The organism is Mycobacterium intracellulare ATCC 13950 (assembly GCF_000277125.1).
Lineage (GTDB): Bacteria > Actinomycetota > Actinomycetes > Mycobacteriales > Mycobacteriaceae > Mycobacterium > Mycobacterium intracellulare.
Genome location: NC_016946.1, coordinates 1,571,645 through 1,590,977, shown reverse-complemented (window position 1 = coordinate 1,590,977; position 19,333 = coordinate 1,571,645). Strand labels below are relative to the sequence as shown.

At 68.6% G+C, this 19,333-nt stretch carries 15 protein-coding genes; 7 read left to right on the top strand and 8 right to left on the bottom strand.

The features are described from left to right. The first annotated feature begins 97 nt into the window (after positions 1-97). Entirely contained in the window at positions 98-601 is a 504-nt protein-coding gene (locus OCU_RS32640) for a SixA phosphatase family protein (RefSeq protein ID WP_009953977.1), read from the top strand. Positions 602-693: 92 nt separating this feature from the next. On the opposite strand, the gene OCU_RS32635 is transcribed toward OCU_RS32640, so the two are convergent. After that, positions 694-1,224: a DUF3558 domain-containing protein gene (locus OCU_RS32635; RefSeq protein ID WP_009953976.1), complete on the bottom strand. Its 531-nt coding sequence runs from the start codon at positions 1,222-1,224 to the stop codon at positions 694-696. A gap of 8 nt (positions 1,225-1,232) precedes the next feature. Next, positions 1,233-1,790 (bottom strand): DUF3558 domain-containing protein, encoded by a 558-nt coding sequence (locus OCU_RS32630; RefSeq protein ID WP_008254722.1) that lies wholly within the window; start codon positions 1,788-1,790, stop codon positions 1,233-1,235. 181 nt (positions 1,791-1,971) lie between these two features. On the opposite strand from OCU_RS32630, the gene OCU_RS32625 reads away from it, so the two are divergent. The 3 genes from OCU_RS32625 (at position 1,972) to OCU_RS32615 (ending at position 7,596) form a co-directional block, all read left to right on the top strand. After that, positions 1,972-3,738: an ABC transporter ATP-binding protein gene (locus tag OCU_RS32625; RefSeq protein ID WP_009953975.1), complete on the top strand. Its 1,767-nt coding sequence runs from the start codon at positions 1,972-1,974 to the stop codon at positions 3,736-3,738. Then, positions 3,735-5,651, top strand: a complete 1,917-nt coding sequence (locus tag OCU_RS32620; protein ID WP_009953974.1) for an ABC transporter ATP-binding protein — start codon at positions 3,735-3,737, stop codon at positions 5,649-5,651. Before OCU_RS32625 ends, OCU_RS32620 begins: the two co-directional genes overlap by 4 nt. Positions 5,652-5,829: 178 nt before the next feature. Then, positions 5,830-7,596: a serine/threonine-protein kinase PknH/PknJ gene (locus OCU_RS32615; protein ID WP_008254716.1), complete on the top strand. Its 1,767-nt coding sequence runs from the start codon at positions 5,830-5,832 to the stop codon at positions 7,594-7,596. 43 nt (positions 7,597-7,639) lie between these two features. Here OCU_RS32615 and OCU_RS32610 read toward each other — a convergent pair whose 3' ends face one another. Together OCU_RS32610 and OCU_RS32605 are read right to left on the bottom strand one after the other, a co-directional pair. Beyond that, positions 7,640-8,212, bottom strand: a complete 573-nt coding sequence (locus tag OCU_RS32610) for a hypothetical protein (protein ID WP_008254711.1) — start codon at positions 8,210-8,212, stop codon at positions 7,640-7,642. Positions 8,213-8,491: 279 nt separating this feature from the next. Then, positions 8,492-9,616: an adenylate/guanylate cyclase domain-containing protein gene (locus tag OCU_RS32605; RefSeq protein WP_014382055.1), complete on the bottom strand. Its 1,125-nt coding sequence runs from the start codon at positions 9,614-9,616 to the stop codon at positions 8,492-8,494. A 40-nt stretch (positions 9,617-9,656) separates the two neighbouring features. Here OCU_RS32605 and OCU_RS32600 point away from each other — a divergent pair, with 40 nt between their 5' ends. Continuing rightward, entirely contained in the window at positions 9,657-10,181 is a 525-nt protein-coding gene (locus OCU_RS32600; RefSeq protein ID WP_008254704.1) for a DNA-deoxyinosine glycosylase, read from the top strand. A gap of 78 nt (positions 10,182-10,259) precedes the next feature. Here OCU_RS32600 and OCU_RS32595 read toward each other — a convergent pair whose 3' ends face one another. Next, the gene (locus OCU_RS32595) at positions 10,260-11,603 is read right to left on the bottom strand and encodes an amidase (protein ID WP_231119620.1); all 1,344 of its coding nucleotides are present in this window, start codon (positions 11,601-11,603) and stop codon (positions 10,260-10,262) included. A gap of 128 nt (positions 11,604-11,731) precedes the next feature. On the opposite strand from OCU_RS32595, the gene OCU_RS32590 reads away from it, so the two are divergent. Beyond that, positions 11,732-12,166, top strand: a complete 435-nt coding sequence (locus tag OCU_RS32590; RefSeq protein WP_036458463.1) for an HIT family protein — start codon at positions 11,732-11,734, stop codon at positions 12,164-12,166. A gap of 219 nt (positions 12,167-12,385) precedes the next feature. Continuing rightward, positions 12,386-16,252: a bifunctional diguanylate cyclase/phosphodiesterase gene (locus tag OCU_RS32585; RefSeq protein WP_014379571.1), complete on the top strand. Its 3,867-nt coding sequence runs from the start codon at positions 12,386-12,388 to the stop codon at positions 16,250-16,252. Between the two features lie 7 nt (positions 16,253-16,259). Here OCU_RS32585 and OCU_RS32580 read toward each other — a convergent pair whose 3' ends face one another. The 3 genes from OCU_RS32580 to OCU_RS32570 are packed head-to-tail and all read right to left on the bottom strand — an operon-like array spanning position 16,260 to position 19,302. Next, positions 16,260-17,291, bottom strand: a complete 1,032-nt coding sequence (locus OCU_RS32580) for an LLM class flavin-dependent oxidoreductase (protein WP_009953967.1) — start codon at positions 17,289-17,291, stop codon at positions 16,260-16,262. Positions 17,292-17,338: 47 nt separating this feature from the next. Beyond that, positions 17,339-18,469 (bottom strand): FAD-binding protein, encoded by a 1,131-nt coding sequence (locus tag OCU_RS32575; RefSeq protein ID WP_009953966.1) that lies wholly within the window; start codon positions 18,467-18,469, stop codon positions 17,339-17,341. Continuing rightward, on the bottom strand, positions 18,466-19,302 hold the full coding sequence (locus OCU_RS32570; protein WP_014379570.1) for a uracil-DNA glycosylase: 837 nt from the start codon (positions 19,300-19,302) through the stop codon (positions 18,466-18,468). The genes OCU_RS32575 and OCU_RS32570 overlap by 4 nt, the downstream gene beginning before the upstream one ends. Between the last annotated feature and the right edge of the window lie 31 nt (positions 19,303-19,333).

The window sequence follows — 19,333 nt, the reverse complement described above, 5'->3', positions numbered from 1 at the left end:
AAGACGCGGGACCTCGATCGGCAGGTCTTGGCACTGCGCAAATTCCGGCGCAGCGGGCGTGGCCGGCCGGGTGCCACACTGGTTAATCTGATCCTTCGTGACTGCCGAGCGCACCCTGCTGTTGATGCGGCATGCGAAGTCCGACTACCCGGCCGGGGTCGCCGACCACGACCGGCCGTTGGCGCCCCGCGGCGTCAGGCAAGCCGGGCTCGCCGGCGACTGGCTGCGCGCCCACGTGCCCCCCGTCGACGGGGTGCTGTGTTCCACGGCGACCAGGACCCGCGAGACACTGCGGAACACCCGCATCGCTGCGCCGGTGCGATACAGCGAACGCCTCTACGCCAGCACCCCGGGCACGCTGATCGACGAGATCAACACGGTGGACGACGGCATCGGCACGCTGCTCGTCATCGGACACGAGCCGACGATGTCGGCGCTTGCGCTGGGGCTGGGCCGCGCCGGCGGCACCGACGCCGCTGCGGCCGAACGCATTTCGGCCAAGTTCCCGACGTCGGCGATCGCGGTCCTCGCGGTGCCGTGCGCGTGGAAGGAACTGGAACTCGGGGGTGCGTCGCTGATCGACTTCGTCGTTCCGCGCTGAGCACACCGCTTCGCCGAACGTCGACTTGTTGGGCTCAAAACGCGAAATCGACGACAACAAGTCGACGTTCGGCGTGGTGGCGCAACCTCCGGCTAGGAGTTGGTGGCCAGCGTCAGTTCCATCAGCTTGATGGCCTGCCCGCACGCATCGATTCCCGGCGCCTGCGGGTTGACCCACCAACCGACCACCCCGGCCGCGTCGCTGGCCACGCCGCACGCGCCGTTGGCGTCGTCGGGACGCATCACGATCGAGTCGATCCCGGCGATGGGCCGCGACTCGATCTTGTACTTCAAGAACTCCGCGACCTTGCGCTCGTTGCTCAGGCTGCCCTGCTCGAACCAGAACCGGGTGATGTCGATCAGGCCGGCCGGGTTGGCCGCCTGCCACCGGCAGATCGCGCCGACGAACGTGCTCTGAATGTCGAGCGGGTCGGCCCCCACGGTCTTGGCCAGGATGTCGCTGGTCAACACCTCACATTCCTTGAGCAGGTTCGGGTACTGCTGCTGGGAGTTGTTGTTGCGGGGCACGTTGCCGCCCGCCTTGACCGCGTTGCCGCCGATCGACCTGGAGCAGCCGGTCAGCACCAGCAGCGCGGCCAGCAAAACCACGGCGGCAGCGCGCATCGGGGCCCTCATTTCGAGTTCGCAATCGACTGACGAGCCAGCTCTTTCGCGATATCGCACGGCGGCGGGAACGGCTTCTGACTGAAACTGATCGACCACTCGATGAAGTCGTCCTGAAACTGAATGCCTACTTCGCACAGCGAGTCACCCAGGTTGGGCTCGTTGCCGACGGCGATGAAACCGCCGTGGCCGTTGATGTTGATGTCGTCGACGCTGGCACGTGAGAGCTCCTCGGTCTTGCGTTCGCGTCCGATCGGGCTGCCGCGATACCAGGAGAAGGAGAAGTGCGGCCCGAGGATGCCGCCCCCGGCGAGCCATTGGCAGCCGACGGAGTTGCGGGCGGTGTTGATCAACCCTGTCACCCGGGTCAGCTCGGCCACCGTCTGGTCGCTGATGCCGCCGCACTGCGGGAACATCGGCCCGTGGTTGCCTTGCCCCTTCTGCGGCGTCGAAGACGCCGTCGCCCCGGGTTTGTTGCCGCCGGAATCGGAGCAGGCGGCAACGGCGGGAATCAGGATCGTCAATGCTGACGCCACAAGAGCCAGCGCCCTCGCGCTACGCCGCACCGCTACCCTGCTTCCGTTCCGCCCGCTGCTCGTCCACACGATGCACTGTAGCGGCAGCCCAGCGGGTCAACCACCGACGCGCCTGAGCAGGTATTTCAATGTCGCCGGCGAGTGCCGTGCGCGCGTTGACCGTCGCCGGTTGGCGGGGACGCCCGGGCCGCCGGTGTGCGACAGTTACCCCATGCTCCTGGCACTGCTGCGCCAGTACATCCAGCCGTACCGCCGGCTGGTCGCAATGCTGATGGTGCTGCAGCTGATCAGCAACCTCGCGTCGCTGTACCTGCCGACCGTCAACGCGGCCATCATCGACGAGGGCGTCGCCAAGGGCGACACCGCCGCGATCGTCCGGCTGGGCATCGTGATGCTCGGGGCCACCGGCTTGCAGGTGTTGTGCTCGGTCGGCGCGGTCTATTTCGGCTCCCGGACCGGGATGGGCTTCGGCCGCGACCTGCGCGCGGCGGTGTTCGAACACGTCCTCACCTTTTCCGAGCGCGAGAGCGCCCGATTCGGCGCGCCGACCTTGCTGACGCGCAGCACCAACGACGTGCGGCAAATCCAGTACCTGGTCCAGATCACGGCCACCGTGCTGGTGACCGCCCCGATCATGTGCCTCGGCGGAATCGTCATGGCCCTGCGCCAGGAGGCGGCGCTGACGTGGCTGTTGCTGGTCAGCGTGCCGGTCATGGCGGTGGCCAACTACTGGGTGATGTCGCACATGCTGCCGCTGTTCCGCAGGATGCAGGGCCTGATCGACGGCATCAACCGCGTGATGCGCGACCAGCTGGCCGGCGTGCGGGTGGTCCGCGCGTTCGCCCGGGAAGGTTTCGAGCGCGACCGCTTCGCGCGCGCCAACGCCGCGCTGTCGAACACCGCATTGACCGCGGGCAACTGGCAGGCGCTGATGCTGCCGGTGACCACGCTGACCATCAACGTGTCCAGCGTCGCGCTGATCTGGTTCGGGGGGCAGCGCATCGATCGCGGCCAGATGCAGGTCGGCTCGTTGACCGCCTTCCTGGCGTACTTCACGCAGATCCTGATGGCCGTGCTGATGGCGACGATGACGCTGGTGGTGTTGCCGCGGGCGTCGGTGTGCGCCGAACGGATCACCGAGGTGCTCACCACCCGTCCCGCCGTCACCGACCCGCCCGGCCCGGCGTCTCCCCCGGGCAAAATCACCGGTGTGGTCCGCCTGGACGGCGCAACATTCACCTATCCCGGCGCCGATCGCCCAGTGCTACAAGACATTTCGTTCATCGCCCGGCCCGGGACCACCACCGCGATCGTCGGCAGCACGGGATCGGGAAAGTCGACACTGATCTCCTTGATGTGCCGGCTCTACGACGTGACCGGCGGAACCGTCCTGGTCGACGACATCGACGTCCGCGATTACCACACCGAGCTGCTGTGGTCGGCGATCGGTCTGGTCCCCCAGCGCGGCTACCTCTTTTCCGGAACGATCGCCGACAACCTGCGTTACGGCGCCGCCCCGGGGCACGACATCACCGGCGACGAGATGTGGGAAGCGTTGCGGGTGGCCGACGCCGACGGGTTCGTGCGCGCGCACCCAGACGGGCTGCAGATGCGGGTGGCCCAGGGCGGCATCAACTTTTCCGGCGGGCAGCGGCAACGACTCGCCATCGCCCGGGCGGTCATCCGCCGCCCCGCCGTCTATCTGTTCGACGACTCCTTCGGCGCCCTCGACGTGCACACCGACGCGCGGGTGCGCGCCGCCCTCAAGCAGATATCGAAGGAAGCCACCGTCATCGTTGTCACCCAACGGGTTTCGACCGCCGCCCAGGCCGACCAGGTGATCGTCATCGACGGCGGAAGGCTGGTCGGCGCCGGCACGCATGAGTCGCTGCTCGCCGACAGCGCCACCTACGCGGAATTCGCCGACTCACAAGCCGTGGGCGCCTTGCCGTCAGGCCACGTCGGGGGCGCGCAATGACCTCGTCGACCAGCACCGCGACCCGGGGCGTGGCCCCGCCGCCGGCCGGGCGATCCCGCGATTTCTGGGGTTCGGCCGCCCGGTTGGTGAAACGACTTGCGCCGCAACGCAGACTGAGCATCGCGGTGATCACGCTGGGCCTCGCGGGCACGGTGATCGGCGTGATCGTCCCGCGGATCCTCGGCCATGCCACCGATCTGTTGTTCAACGGCGTCATCGGGCGGCAGCTTCCCGCCGGCATCAGCAAGGCACAGGCCGTCTCGGCCGCTCGCGGCCGGGGCGAGAACACCTTCGCCGATCTGCTGTCCGGAATGAACGTGGTGCCGGGCCACGGCGTGGATTTCGGGGCGGTCGCGCGGACACTGACGCTGGCGCTGGCCCTCTATCTCGTTTCCTCGGTGCTGATTTGGGCGCAGGCCCGGCTGCTCAACCTCACCGTGCAGCGCACCATGGTGGCGCTGCGTTCCGACGTCGAGGACAAGATCCACCGGTTGCCGTTGTCGTACTTCGACGGGCGCCAGCGCGGCGAGCTGCTCAGCCGGGTCACCAACGACATCGACAACGTCCAGTCGTCCCTGTCGATGACGATCAGCCAGCTGCTGACTTCGGTCCTGACAGTGGTGGCGGTGTTGGCGATGATGCTGTCCATTTCGCCGCTGCTGGTGGGGATCACCGTGCTGACGGTGCCGCTGTCGCTGCTGGCGACACGGGCGATCGCGCGGCGTTCCCAGCGGCTGTTCCTCGCCCAATGGGCGAGCATCGGGCGCCTCAACGCCCACATCGAGGAGACCTACAGCGGATTCACGGTGGTCAAGACGTTCGGCCACCAGGCCGCGGCCCGCGAGCAGTTTCGGGCCCTCAACGGCGACGTCTACCGGTCCAGTTTCGGCGCCCAGTTCTTCTCCGGGCTGGTGGCACCCGCGACCACGTTCATCGGCAACGTCGGCTACGTGGCCGTCGCCGTGGTGGGTGGCCTGCGGGTGGCCACCGGGCACATCACCCTGGGCGACATCCAGGCGTTCATTCAGTATGTGCGGCAATTCAATTCGCCCCTGAGCCAACTGGCCGGGATGTACAACACCCTGCAGTCGGGGGTGGCCAGCGCCGAACGCGTCTTCGCCCTGCTCGACGAACCGGAAGAATCCCCGGATCCCCAGCCCGCGGCGCCCCCGCCTGCCGATGGCGCCCCACGCTGGACCGGCCGCGTGGAATTCGCGCATGTCAGCTTCGCCTACCGGCCGGGCGTCCCGGTGATCGACGACCTGTCGCTGGTTGCCGAACCGGGTAGCACGGTGGCGATCGTGGGACCGACCGGGGCGGGCAAGACCACGCTGGTGAACCTGTTGATGCGGTTCTATGAGGTCGATTCCGGCCAGATCCTCCTCGACGGGGTGGACATCGCCACGTTGGACCGGCATTCGCTGCGGTCGCGGATCGGCATGGTGCTGCAGGACACCTGGCTCTTTGACGGGACGATCGCGCAGAACATCGCCTACGGGCGCCCCGAGGCCGGCGACGGCGAGGTGGTGGCGGCAGCCGAGGCAGCCCACGTCGACCCGTTCGTGCGGTCGCTGCCGGACGGCTACCAAACCCGGGTCAGCGGCGACGGCGCCAACATCAGCGCCGGCGAAAAGCAACTGATCACCATCGCGCGCGCGTTCCTTGCCCGCCCGCAGCTGCTGATCCTGGATGAGGCGACCAGCTCGGTCGATACCCGCACCGAGGCCCTTATCCAGCGCGCCATGTGCGATCTGCGCCGGGATCGGACGAGTTTCATTATCGCGCATCGTCTTTCGACGATCCGCGACGCCGATCGGATCCTGGTGATCGAGGGGGGCCGGATCGTCGAACAAGGCAACCACGCCGAGCTGCTGGCCCGGCGCGGCGCCTACTACGCCATGACCCGCGCATGACAACCGCGGCCGGCGTCGCGGCCACGAAATGCTGGCCCGCCGATTGTCGGCGTTATCATGCGGCGCGACGGGTGGGCGCTTACCGTCATGATTGCTCGGTCACGGGTCGACGATCGGGCGTGCGTCCGCAACGTTGCCACGGGACGGCGGGCCGGGGGTCGGGTTGGAAGGATGAGCAATGAGCGACGAGCAGGCCTCACGGGCGGGGTCGATGTTCGGCCCCTACCACCTGAAACGGCTGCTGGGCCGCGGTGGGATGGGTGAGGTCTACGAGGCCGAACACACCGTCAAAGAGTGGACCGTGGCGGTCAAACTTCTCTCCGAAAGCTTCAGCAGAGACCCCGTCTTCCGCGAGCGGATGAAACGCGAGGCCCGCACCGCCGGACGTTTGCAGGAACCCCATGTGGTGCCCGTGCACGACTACGGCGAAATCGACGGCCAGATCTTTTTGGAGATGCGCTTGGTCGAGGGCACCGACCTGGACAGCGTGCTGAAACGCTTCGGCCCGCTGACCCCGCCACGCGCGGTCGCCGTCATCACCCAGATCGCCTCCGCGCTCGATGCCGCCCACGCCGCCGGCGTCATGCACCGCGACGTCAAACCGCAAAACATCCTGGTCACCGCGGACGACTTCGCCTACCTCGTCGACTTCGGCATCGCCAGCGCCACCACCGACGAGAAACTCACCCAACTGGGCACCGCGGTCGGCACCTGGAAATACATGGCGCCCGAACGGTTTTCCGACGCCGAGGTCACCTACCGCGCCGACATCTACGCGTTGGCGTGCGTGTTGTTCGAGTGCCTGACCGGGGCGCCGCCCTACCGGGCCGACAGCGCCGGCATGCTGGTCTCCGCCCACATGATGGACCCCATACCCGCGCCCAGTCAGCGGCGCCCGGACATCCCCAAGGCCTTCGATGCGGTGATCGCCCGCGGCATGGCCAAAAGGCCCGAGGACCGCTACGCGAGCGCGGGCGACCTCGCGCTGGCCGCCAAGCAGGCGCTGAGCCACCCCGATCAAGACCGCGCCGCCACCATCTTGCGCCGCAGCCAGGAAGCCGCACTGCCCACGGCCGTCAACCCCGATCCCCGGCTGAGCACCGCGCCGCCTCCCCGGCCGTACCAGCCCGCGTTCAACACCCCGCCGCCGTCGCCGTCCGCGGCGCCGTATTACCAAGGCGCCAGCGCCAATTGGGGCGGCCCGCCGCCGCAGTTCGCCAATGCGACGCCGTGGGGTCAGCCCCCGCCCAGGCCCCGCCGCAACGTCTGGCTCATCGTCGCGGCCGTCGCCGTGGTGTTCGTTCTCCTCGGGAGCGGGTTGGGCATCTGGCTGGTCACGCGGCCCGATCCCGAACCGCCACCCCCCGCGCCGCTGGAGGCCGACCGTCTCAGCGCCCTGCTGCTCGGCCCGTCCGATATCAACACCGTGATGGGCTCGTCGACGATGCAGCCGGGCAAACCCATTACGTCGACGGACCATTCGGCGGTGACGGTGTCGACGCCCGACTGCCAGGGCGCGCTCTACACGACCCAAGACCCGGTATATGCGGGCACCGGTTACACCTCGGTGAGTGGACTGGTGTCCTCGGAGCCGGGCGACAACTACGACCACTGGGTGAACCAAGCGGTGGTGCTGTTTCCGTCCGCCGACAAGGCCAAGAGCTTCCTGGAGAACTCTGCGGAGAAGTGGAAGGGCTGCGCCGGCAAGACGGTCACGGTCACGAACAAGAGCAAGACCTATCGGTGGACGTTCGCTCAGGTTCAAGGGAGCCCGCCGAAGATCACGCTGATGGACACCCAGGAAGGCGCCGACGGTTGGGAGTGCCAGCGCGCACTGACCGTGGCCAACAACGTGATCGTCGACATCAACGCGTGCGGGTATCACATCAGCGACCAGGGCGCCCAGATCGCGGACAAGATCGCCGCCAGAATCGCCGACGAGTAGCCGGACGGTTACGCGCCAACGCCGTTAGGGCGTCACGGCATTGCTACGACTGCAGATCGGGACCCTGCGCACGCAGGTCGTCGACCGCCGTCATCGCGTCGCGCAATTTGGCCAGCCATTCCTCGGCATGTTCGCCGACCAGCTTCACCGACCACGCCAGGGCGTCGGCGCGCGACCGCGCGACGCCGGCATCCACCAACGTGTCGAGCACCTGGCGTTCGGGCTGCTTCAGCCGGGTCATCACAGGTACTGCGATGTGGGTGAACAGGATTCGCTCCGAGCCGACCTCGACCCCCCAGGAAACCTTGCGTCCGTAGCGATCCTGGGCTTCGTCGGCGATGTGCATTCTCTCGGATCGCGTCTCCTCGCGGAATCGCGACGCCCGTCCCGCCGCGCGGGCCTCACTCTCCCCGCTCTCGGCGCTCGCCGTGTCCGGGAGCCGTCCCATGACGGTGATCTCTTCGCGGTCGACGATCACCGTGGGGTCGCCGTCGAACCACTTCTCGGGAAGGCGTCCGGCGAACCATTCCGCGGCGTCGCCGGCGTCGGGTTGCTGGGCTTGCTGCCAGCCTCCGGGGCGACCGTACCGCCGCCCATGGGTGTGATGCGCTTTCATGATTACATGATTACACCGTTGCACGTATAACGGAACAGCGTTCGCCGGGGGCGAAAGACGGGCCGGTCGCCGAACACATCTCCACGCCTGAAAACCCGTTGATCCGGGCTGTTGTGCGGCGTATTTTGGGTAGCGAAGCAGGCCCGGGAAGCGACCAATTCGAAGCGCCGGAACACGGGGTAGGAATCCGGCCGCGTAGGACACGCGTAAGACGGAGTCAGACGCCCCCTGGAGTCGCACCGGGCCTGCCCATATTGATGTCACCGCGGCCGGCGGCCGTCAGTCCTCGGCATCGCCGCGCCGGATGCGGAACAGTTTGACCTCGCCCTTGATGCCCTTGAGGTGGCGGGAGCCCGCGAACGATGCCGAAAACTCACCGCGCTCCCCGATGACCTCCCACACCGAATCCGCCGCCAGGACCGTGCCCGGGCGCGCCACGCTCGTGACACGGCTCGCCACGTTGACCGGACTGCCGAACCAATCGCCGGCACGGCTCACCGCCATGCCGGAGGCCACGCCCGCCCGCAGCCGAGGGAAGTCGTTGTCAGAGTCGACGGCTTCGACCAGTTTCAGGACGACGTCGAGCAACGGTTGCGGCTCGGGGCAGACGAACATCACCGCGTCGCCGATGGTCTTGATGAAACGCACCGGAGGAACGGTCATGTCGCGGGCGAGGATGGCCAGCCGGTTGGCCAGATGCCCCAGCTCTTCGGGCGTGACCGCCTCACCGATCCGGGTGAAGCCGACCAGGTCGGCGAAGGCGACGCTGATTTGGCGCGCGCCCGGCAGCGGCTTGCCAGCGGCGCGCTCGGCGGCGTTGACCGCTTCGGTCTCCATCATGTGGCGCAGCTGCATGAACAGCATGTGCTGGATCATCGGGCCCAGCATGGGCGCGATTTTGGTCACCAAAGCCTTTGAGGCTTGGGCGATTTCGAGCTCGCTGGCGCCCGGGCGCATGATCGCCGAAAGCGCCGAGTACCGCATGACCTCGGCGGTCCGCGACAGACCTTCGGCGAGCACCCGGACCACGAGAATCACGTGCTCGGGGTCCAGGCCCAGCTCGACGAACCGCTGGGTGAAGGCGGCGGCCTCGCCGTCGGCGCGCATGTGAACGGCCGCGTCGGGGTCGTCGACGCGGACCAGACCGATGGCGCGTTGCACACGCTGCAGCAGTCCCAGGTCGATGCCGTGGGTCTCGCTGATCTCCCGCGTCGACACGTACGTGCCGTCGTCGCCGATGATGTGGCGGGTGGCCAGCAACAGAGGCGGGTTGGTCGCCCGGATCTCCTCGGCGGTGATGCCCTGCTCGAAGAGCCACCGCACCAGTTCGGCCCGTTCCGTGCGCGCGGTTCCCTCGAGCCCTTCGAGCAGGTCGTCGATGGTGTGGTCGTCCCCGTCGTGCACGTCGCCAACGTACAACGCGGGCGCGGCATGATGTGAGGTGATGAGCACACCGTTGCTGCGGGGATTCCCGCCGGTCGTCGACGAGCGCGCCAGGACGCTGATTCTGGGGTCGTTTCCCAGTGCGCAATCACTGGTGGCGGACCAGTACTACGCCAATCCACGCAACGCGTTCTGGTCGATCACCGGTGAGCTTTTCGGCTTCGACGCCGCCGCGCCCTACGACAGGCGCCTGGCGGGACTGCAATCCCACGGAATTGCGCTTTGGGATGTTCTTCACACGTGCCGCCGCCGCGGCAGTTCCGACTCGGCCATCGATCCAACCAGCCTGACGGTCAACGATTTTGGCGCGTTCTTCGCCGACTACCCCGCCATCACGGCGGTGTACTTCAACGGCGCCAAGGCCGCCGAGCTCTACCGCCGGCGGGTGGTGTCGCCCGACGAGATCCAGTGCCACCGGCTGCCGTCGACCAGCCCGGCCCACGTGATGCGGCCGGGCGCCAAGCTCGCGGCGTGGGCGCCGATCGCGAGCGCGGCGCCGCCGGGCGAAGCGGGTCGGCGCGCGTAGATCAAGCCGATCGCGAGCGCGGCGCCGCCGGGCGCCAAGCTCGCGGCTTGGGCAGTGGTTGCGGAGGCCCGTCCGCTCTCATGACACCGGCGGCCGGCGAAGGGCCCACGGTCGAGCGGCTTCGATCTGCGCCGACAGCGACAACAGCGTCGCTTCGTCATAAGGCCGGCCGACGAGTTGGACCGACATCGGCATCCCGTCTGCGTCGAGGTCCCAGGGAACCACCGCGGCGGGCTGTCCGGTCAGGTTCCAGACCTGTTGGTAGGGAACGTATTGCCCCACCCTCAGCAGGGTCGACACGGCGCCGCGCCGTTGGTAGGCGCCGATACGGGATGGGCCCGTCGCCGTTCCCGGCGTGACGACGACGTCGACATCGTCGAAGATCGCCTGGATCCGCGACACCACGGCCCCCTCGGCCGCCCGCAGGGACTCCATCCGGCGGTCCGAGAAGAAAGACCCCAAGCGGGCCATGTTGCGGGTGCGCGGTTCCAGGCGTTCCGGATGGGCCAGGGCGTCGGCGTCGTCGCAGATGCCGCGCAGGTAGCGGGGCAGGTAGTTGGTGAGGATCGCCGAGGCCGGATATTCCGGGTCGGCCGTAATGACGTCATGCCCGAGGTCGCGAAGCAACGCGCCGGCCTCGTCGACCGCGGCCAACTCCCGCTTGCCGACCCGAACCGGCAGCGGGGTTGGGACCTTGGTGCTCAACGCAATTCGTAGCCGCCCGGGGCTGCGGGTCGCCGCGGTCACGAACTCGCCCTCGGGCCCGGGCACCGTCGAGGTCGCGTCCAGGAACACGGCAGCGTCGATCACCGTGCGGGCGATCGGGCCGTTGACGCTCAGCCCGTACCAGGCGTCGTCGTGGGGTTCCAGCGATACCCGGTCGCGTTGCGGCTTCAGGCCGAACACGCCGCACCAGGTCGCCGGGATGCGGATCGACCCGCCCCCGTCGGAGCCCAACGCCAGCGGGGCCAGCCCGGCCGCGACCGCGGCGGCGCTGCCGCCGCTGCTGCCGCCCGGCGTGCGCCTGGGATCCCAGGGATTGCGGGTAGCTCCGAAGGTCAGCGACTCGGTGTACGGCAGCATCATCAGCTCGGGCACATTGGTCTTGCCGACGATGACGGCGCCCGCGGCGCGCAGCCGGCGCACCACCTCCGCGTCGGAGCTCACCGCGGGCCGGTGCCCGCCGCTGCCGAAGGTCGTCACCTCCCCGGCGACATCGACGTCGTCCTTGATCGCGACCGGCACGCCGAGCAGGGGCAGCCGTTCGCCCGCGTCCAGGCGGTCCTGCGCCACGGCGGCCTCGTAGCGAGCTTTGTCAGCGAGCACCACGCGGTAGCACCGCAGCTGGCTGTCGAGCTGCGCGATCCGCTCCAGGTAGACCTCGAGCAGCTCCGGTGCGGTCAGTTCACCGTCGGCCAGCATGCGTGCTTGCGCCGCCGCGCCGGCGAAGGCGAGATCGTCGTTCACTGCGGCAGCGTAACCCCGCAATTGGGCCGGGCCCGGGCTGGCGTCGGCGGGGCCGCGGCGCGGCAACAAGTACCGTGGGCGACATGTCCTGCGTGTTCTGTGCGGTCGTCGCCGGGGAAGCTCCGGCCATCCGGATCTACGAAGACGACGACTACCTGGCGATCCTCGACATCCGCCCGTTCACTCGTGGCCACACGCTGGTGCTGCCCAAGCGGCACAGCGTCGACCTCACCGACACCACGCCGGAGACGCTGGCCGGAATGGTCACCCTGGGCCAACGCATCGCCCGGGCCGCGCGCACGACGGAATTGGCCGACGCGACCAACATCGCCATCAACGACGGCAGCGCCGCCTTCCAGACGGTGTTCCACGTCCACCTGCACGTCTTGCCGCGCCGCAACGGCGACAAGCTGTCGGTGGCCAAAGGAATGCTGCTGCGCCGCGACCCCGACCGCGACGCCACCGGCCAGATTCTGCGCAACGCACTGGCCCGTATCGACGCAAGTCAACCGGATTAGGCCCGTGGCGGCCGTCCTTCGGCGGCACCGGAAACGGCACCAACCTGGCAAAAGCCACACTTAGCGCGCGTCTGCAGCGGTTTAATGCCCTGTAACTCGTGGTGATGCTGTTGTTTCTTCACCACACAACAGGGGAGCTCAAGCGTGACGAAACGGCGGGCGGTGAATCCGTGGCGGCGGTCGGGGGTGCCGGCACCCGCCGGGTGGGTCCTCGTCTCCGTGTACGGCGTAGCCGGCGTGCTGATCGTGCTGTCGTCGTTCTGGGGATGGCGCGGCCCGTACGGGACGCACCCCATCAACGGGTTCGTCATCGCGATGTGCCTTGCCATCGCGGCGGCATACGCCGCGCGCGCGGCCCGCTTCAAGCCCCGGCGGCAACGATACGGATGGCTGGCGCTGGTGACGGCCCTGCTCGGCTGGGCGGCCGGTGAGGTCATCTGGGCGTTCTACGACGTGCGCCCGGAATTCGATCACGCCACCCACCCTGCGGCAACCGAGTTCGTCCTTCTGCTGTGGCCGGTCGGCGCGATGACGTCGTTGGTGCTGCTGTCCCAATTGTCTCGCAAGAGCCCCCGGCGTCTGCTGCTCGACGGTCTCATCGTGGCGACGTCGCTGTTCGTCATCGCCTGGGTGTTCGTGGTCGAAGCGCAGCTGCAGGAGCATTCCGGCGCGCGGCTGGTGACCTCGGCGGAGGTCTTCGCCGACATCGTCCAGGTGACGACGGCGATCCTGATGCTTTCCCGGGCTCGTCCCGGCGACCGGCCGAGCCGCAGCCTGCTCGCCGCTGGCGTCGCGACCATCTGCATCGCCGACATGGCGCTGGTCTTCTATACCGGCATCGCCAGCTATCACACGGGCGGGGTCGGCGACCTGGTCCGAGTCGCGGGCCTGGCGTTATTGGCGCTCGCGGCCCTGGCCGCCGCGCACGAGCGTCCCGCGCCCGCGCCGCCGGATGAGACCGAGTTCCGGGCCCGGCTGTGGCTGCCCTACTTGCCGCTGATCCTCGCCGCCGCGGCGGGCTGGGCGCACGCGGCGGGCCATTCGATACACGACCCCATGCTCGCCGCGCTGGGCATCCTGGTGGCCGCCGTGCTGGCCCGGCAATTCGTCGTCCTGGTCGACAACCAGAATTTGTTGTCGGAGGTCGCGCGCGAGGCGTTTCGCGACAACCTGACCGGTCTGGCCAATCGCGCCCTGTTCCTGCAGCGCCTGGAACAGGCCGTCGCGCGCCGGCATCCCAACGGCATGCCCATCGCGGTGCTGTGCCTGGACCTCGACAACTTCAAGTCGGTCAACGACGCCCTGGGCCATCCGGCCGGCGACGAGCTTTTGGTCAGGGTGGCCGGGCGGCTCACCGCGGCGTTGGGGGAAAGCGGGACCATCGCCCGGCTCGGCGGCGACGAATTCGCGGCGGTCATCGAGGCTTCCGTCCAAGAATCGCAGGCGGCCGCGCACCGGATCCTCGACGCGTTCACCGGGGCCATCCTGATCGACGGCATTCCGATCATGGTCCGGCCCAGCATCGGATTCACGGTGTGCACCGGCGCATCGGCCTGCACGGTCGACCAGCTGCTGAGGCACGCCGACCTCGCCATGTACGCCGCCAAACGCGAAGGCGGGCAATGCATCCGCAGCTTCATGCCCGACCTGCCGTTGCCGTACGCGTTCCCGGCGTCTCCCGATTCCGGGGAATCCGACGTGGCGCCGCCGGTCGATGGCGGCGGCGGTGTCGCGACGCCGCAGGCGTCACCGCCCGTTTCCGACCTCGCGACACCGACCACGAACTCGCCCTCCGGCGATGTCGGGGACGATGCCCCTCGGCCACCGAGGGGTATCCGGGTGGGCTTCGCGGTGCTGGCGGTCGGCGTGATCGCCTTCGCCGCGTCCAGCGTCGCGCATCCGGACGCGGGACACGGCATGTTCTCCGCCACGACGCTGTATTCGGCGCTGACCGTGTTGGCCGCCGGTCTGGTTGTCCTTCGCGCGTACCGCGTCTCGGCGGACCGGTTGGCGTGGTCACTGATCGCCGCCGGGATGGCGTTCTCGGCCGCGGGCGACATCGTCTACGCGTTGTTTGTGCCCAACGGTCGCTCCCCGTCGGTGGCCGACCCGGTGTACCTGGCGTACTACCCGCTGGTGTACGCCGGGCTGCTGCTGCTCATGCGGGCACGGTTCAAGCGGTTGCCGATCCCGATTCAGCTCGACTCGCTGGTGTGCGCCCTGACGCTGGCGGCGGTGGCCGCGGCCGTGACGGAGGGCCCCATGCGGGCGGCGACGTCACGCACGCCCGCGACGGTGTGGATGGGATTGGTCTACCCCTGGATTGACCTGGTGCTCCTGGCCCTGGCCGCCGGCATGCTGCCAATACTCGGTTGGCGCAATGACTTTCGCTGGGCGCTGCTGATGACCGGACTGGTCGTGTTTGCGGTGGCGGACGTAGCGTACCTGTTCCAGACGACGGCGGGCTCCTATCGGGTCGGCACCTTGCTGGATGCCTGCTGGCCGGCGTCGTCGTTGCTCATCGCGATGGCCAGCTGGTCCCCCTCGTCGCCGACGGCGCCAGTGCCCAGACACCGATTCAGCCCGTATGTCACCCCGGTGACGACATCGGTTGTCGCGCTGGGAGTCATCGTCCTGGCTCATCATTCGCGGCCGGCCGCCACCCTGGCGGCGTTGAGCCTGGTCGTGGCGACCGCGCGATTCTCGCTCACCTTCCGGGACGTGAGCCTGTTGCACACGAACGCCAAGCACGCCATGACCGACGAGTTGACCGCGCTGCCCAACCGGCACTCGCTGGCCAGCGCCCTCACCGCGTTGCCCACCACGGCGCCGGGGCCGACGTCGATTCCGGGCAGAGCGCGCGCGCGGCGGGCTCTGTTGCTGTTGAGCCTGAGCGATTTTCACGAGATCACCGACTCGATCGGCCGCCACTTCGGCGATGAGTTGCTGTGCCACATCGCAAACCGCTTGTCCGGCAGCGTCCGTCGCGACGACATGCTGGCGCGGGTCGGTGATGACCAATTCGCCGTGCTGCTCGCGGACGGGGCCAACCTGACCGCCGCCAGCGCTCAGGCGGGCCGGCTGCTGGAAGCGTTGAGTGAGCCGATCGCGTTGGATCCGATCACCGTGCAGGTCGAAGGCCGCATCGCCATCGCGCTGTGTCCCGACCACTGCGACCACCCGCAAGAGCTGCTGGGCCGCGCCGAAACCGCGATGGCGCACGCCGAATCCGCCCGCAGCAAGATCGCGGTCTACGACTCGTCCTTCGAGGTTTATCGGAACAACGACCCCAACCTCATCGAGGACCTGCGTACGGCACTGTTCGACACCGACGAACTGAAATTGCACTACCAGCCCAAGATCGACGGGCGCGACGGCAGCGTTCACAGCGTCGAGGCGGTGCTGCGCTGGCAGCACCCCACCCGCGGAACGCTGCTGCCGGAAGAGGTCTTGCCCGTCGCCGAGCGCGCCGGACTGATGCGCAAGATCTCCAACCGCACCCTGAGCATGGCGCTGAAACAGGTCCGGTGCTGGCGTGAGCAGGGCATCACGCTCACCGTCGCGGTGAACCTGTCGACGACCAACCTGCTCGACATCGAGCTCGTCGGCACCGTCGAGCGGCTGCTCGCGAATTATGACCTGCCCGCGGACGCGCTCATCCTCGAGATCACCGAGAGCGCGCTGGTGGATTCCGCGCGATCCCGCAACACCGTCGCCGCCTTGCAACGCTTGGGAATTCGCATATCGCTCGACGACTACGGCACCGGCTGGTCGTCATTGGCCCGGCTGCAAGAGGTTTCGGTCGACGAGCTCAAACTCGACCGGATTTTCGTAACCCGCCTGGATCACGACGCACGATCGGTCGCGATCGTGCGGTCCACGGTGGCGCTCGCCCACAACCTGGGCGCCGACCTCGTCGCCGAGGGTGTCGAGAACAAGGGCACCCTGGACGCGCTGCACCGGTACGGCTGCATGATCACCCAGGGTTACGTGCACACCGCGCCGTTGCCGCCGGACGAGTTGCGCAACTGGATCGCCAACCACACACCCGAACCCCACACCAGCCAGTCCCACCGGCGGGCGTGAGCGGGACTCAGAACAGCTCTTTGGCCAACAGCTCCAGCGTCGCGACGCGCGCCGGTGCGGTGTCCGGGTCGGTGCCGCGGCGGGCCGAGGCCACCGGGTTCACCATCACCTCGTCGACGCCGAAGTGTTCGGCGAGCGCGCGGATCTGCTCGGCGGCCTCCGCCGGCGTCCCCAGGACGGCGCGTCGCAGACCACTGTCGACGATCGCCTGCTGCTGTCCGGTCAACTCGGCCACCGCCGCCTCCTCCACCAGCGGCACCGGCCCGAGTGGCTGCCCGGTCCGCAGCCTGGCCATCATCTGCAGGTTGGGCAGCATCAACGCCGTTGCCTCCTGCTGGGTTTCGGCCACCGCGGCGTTGACCGTCAGAAACGTCCGCGGCTCGGCGGCAAACGCGCTGGGCGTGAATCGGGCGCGGTACACCTCGAGCGCCTCTTCGGTTCCCTTGCCGGAGAAGTGATGTGCGAACACGTACGGCAGCCCCTTGGCGGCGGCCAAATGCGCCGAATACATCGACGAACCCAGCAGCCACAGCCGCGGTTCGGTCGCGGCGGCCGGGGTGGCCTTGAGCGTGTAGTCGCCCGAGCGCAGCGGAACCCGCACGCCGCGCGCGCTCATCAGCGCCGCCACGTCGTCGAGGTATTCGGGGAAGTTCTCGATGTCCCGGCCGTCCTGCCCGCCCCGCAGCGCGTAGGAGGTCACGGGGTCGGATCCCGGCGCCCGGCCGATGCCGAGGTCGATGCGTCCGGGGGCGGCCGCTTCCAGCAGCGCGAACTGTTCGGCCACCGCGAGCGGCGCGTGGTTGGGCAGCATCACCCCACCCGAGCCGAGCCGTAGCTGCGAGGTCTGTGGTGCCAGATAGGCGAGGACCACCGGCGGGCTGGTGGCACCGACGGAAGGCATGTTGTGGTGCTCGGCGACCCAGTAGCGGGTAAAACCCAACCGATCCGCGGCCTGCGCCAGCTGCACGGTGGCCGCCAGGGCGTCGCCGGTCGTCTGGTCGGTGCGCACCGGGATGAGATCAAGGACGGAAAGACGCACGATGGCGTCAACGTGCGCGGGCCGGCAAACGTTCCCGAACCCCGGCCCTAGTAGTCCTTGAGGGTGATCGAGGAGACGATGCGGTCGAACACCTCCTGCGGTATCGGTGCGCCGCCGGGAATGTTGTCCACGACCAGCCATTGATTGCGCTGCACGTAGTCGGCGAATTCGCGGTGGTAGTTGGCGAATCCGCGCTCGTGGTCGGCGGTCCCGTCCGAGGTGGCGGACTTAAGCTCGCCGGCGAGGACGTAGGCGCCCAGCAGCGCGACGCTGGTGCCCTGTCCCGACAGCGGCGAGCAGCAGTACCCGGCGTCCCCGACCAGTACCACGCGGCCGTGCGACCAGCGGTCCATCTTGATCTGCGACATCTCGTCGAAGTAGAAGTCCGGTGCGGTCCGCATGTACTCCAGCAGTTGGGGGCGAACCCATCCTTCCCCGGCCATCCGCCGCTCCAGCTCGGCGAACTGGGCTTCGGTGTCGCGGTAGTCGATCCGCAGCTCCGGGTCCATGAAACCCAACATGGCCCGGGCCTCGGCGTTGTGACGCGCGCTGTAGATCCCCGCCATGGTGGAGTCGCCGTAGTGCCACATCTGCCAGTGGTCCAGGTCCAAGAAATTGGGCACGGTGAAGATCGCCGCGTGCGTGCCCAGCCGTTCGATGAAATCCTCCTCCGGCCCGAACACCAATCGCCGCACGTTGGAATGCAATCCGTCGGCGCCGACGACGAGGTCGAATTCCCGTGGTGCGGCACGCTCGAAGGTGACGCGAACGGCCGCACCATCGGCCTCCAACGCGGTGATGGTGTCGTCGAATAGGTAATCGGTCGTCCATTGGCTTGCGCCGTAAAGCAATTCGACCAAGTCGTCGCGCAGCAGTTCGATGTCGGGGCTGTCGATGCGCCCGCCGGTGGGTGTCGATTCGGTGTCGCGCGACAGTTCATTGCCGTCACGGTCGACCACGGAGGAGCCGCGGATTTGCGTCTTGCGCTTCTCGGCGGCGGCCAGCAGCCCCATGCGGTCGAGCACGGTCAGCGCCGGGCCGCGAACGTCGATCGCCTGGCCGCCCGGCCGCGGCCCGGTATGGCGCTCCACCACGGTCACCGAATGGCCGTGCCGCCCAAGCCAAAACGCGGCCGCCGTGCCCGCCACGCTGGCGCCGGAAACGAGAATCTCGCTCACTTGATCCCTGCCAGTTCTTTCGCGTCGCGGAAGATGTCGTCGAGCATTGCCGGTGTCAACCTACCGGTGAACATGTTTTGCTGGCTCGGGTGGTAGCAGCCGAGCAACCGCACCCCGGGGGCGAGGTCGGCAACGGCGCCGTGGCCGAACCGGGGCTTGGGTCTCGCTGCTCTACCGGAGGTGCCCGGCAGTCGCAGCGCGATCTGCCAGCCGAATCCGCCGAGGGCCACGACCACGCGGACGTGGTCGGCCACCAGCTGCCATTCGGCCTGCAGCCAGGGCCAGCAGGTGTCCCGCTCGGCGGGGGTCGGGGCGTTGGCCGGAGGCGCACACCGCACCGGCGCGACGATGCGAATCTGGTTGGTCCGCAACCCATCCGCGGCGTCGACGCTGGTCGGTTGGTTCACCAGGCCGGCCCGGTACAGCGCCGCGTACAACTGGTCGCCCGAGCGGTCGCCGGTGAACATCCGGCCGGTGCGGTTGGCGCCGTGGGCGGCGGGCGCCAGCCCGACGATGAGCAGCCGCGGCCGCGCCGCTCCCCAGCTGGGTACGGGCCGGCCCCAATACGGTTGGTCGGCGAAGGCCCGCCGTTTGACCCTCGCCACCTCCTCGCGCCAGTCGACCAGCCGCGGACAGGCCCGGCACACGCTGACCAGGGCGTCGAGCTCGGGGATCGAGGTGGCCTGTTCCGCGAGGGCGACGACCCGAGCGGCATCGGCCGCCACCGGGGTCTGCGGCGTGGCCGGGTCACCCGGCCATCCGGTGCCCGCGCCAACCGGAGAGTCGAACGGCTGGCCGGTACGCGGGTGGTCGAGCACATGAACATCCTGCATTCAGTGGCCACATCGTGCAGACCCGGGCGCC

Coding starts and splice junctions, on each gene's coding strand:
- OCU_RS32635 (WP_009953976.1), bottom strand. CDS start 1,224: ATGCGCGCTGCCGCCGTGGTTTTGCTGGCCGCGCTGCTGGTGCTGACC.
- OCU_RS32625 (WP_009953975.1), top strand. CDS start 1,972: ATGCTCCTGGCACTGCTGCGCCAGTACATCCAGCCGTACCGCCGGCTG.
- OCU_RS32620 (WP_009953974.1), top strand. CDS start 3,735: ATGACCTCGTCGACCAGCACCGCGACCCGGGGCGTGGCCCCGCCGCCG.
- OCU_RS32615 (WP_008254716.1), top strand. CDS start 5,830: ATGAGCGACGAGCAGGCCTCACGGGCGGGGTCGATGTTCGGCCCCTAC.
- OCU_RS32610 (WP_008254711.1), bottom strand. CDS start 8,212: ATGAAAGCGCATCACACCCATGGGCGGCGGTACGGTCGCCCCGGAGGC.
- OCU_RS32600 (WP_008254704.1), top strand. CDS start 9,657: ATGAGCACACCGTTGCTGCGGGGATTCCCGCCGGTCGTCGACGAGCGC.
- OCU_RS32595 (WP_231119620.1), bottom strand. CDS start 11,603: ATGCTGGCCGACGGTGAACTGACCGCACCGGAGCTGCTCGAGGTCTAC.
- OCU_RS32590 (WP_036458463.1), top strand. CDS start 11,732: ATGTCCTGCGTGTTCTGTGCGGTCGTCGCCGGGGAAGCTCCGGCCATC.
- OCU_RS32570 (WP_014379570.1), bottom strand. CDS start 19,302: ATGCAGGATGTTCATGTGCTCGACCACCCGCGTACCGGCCAGCCGTTC.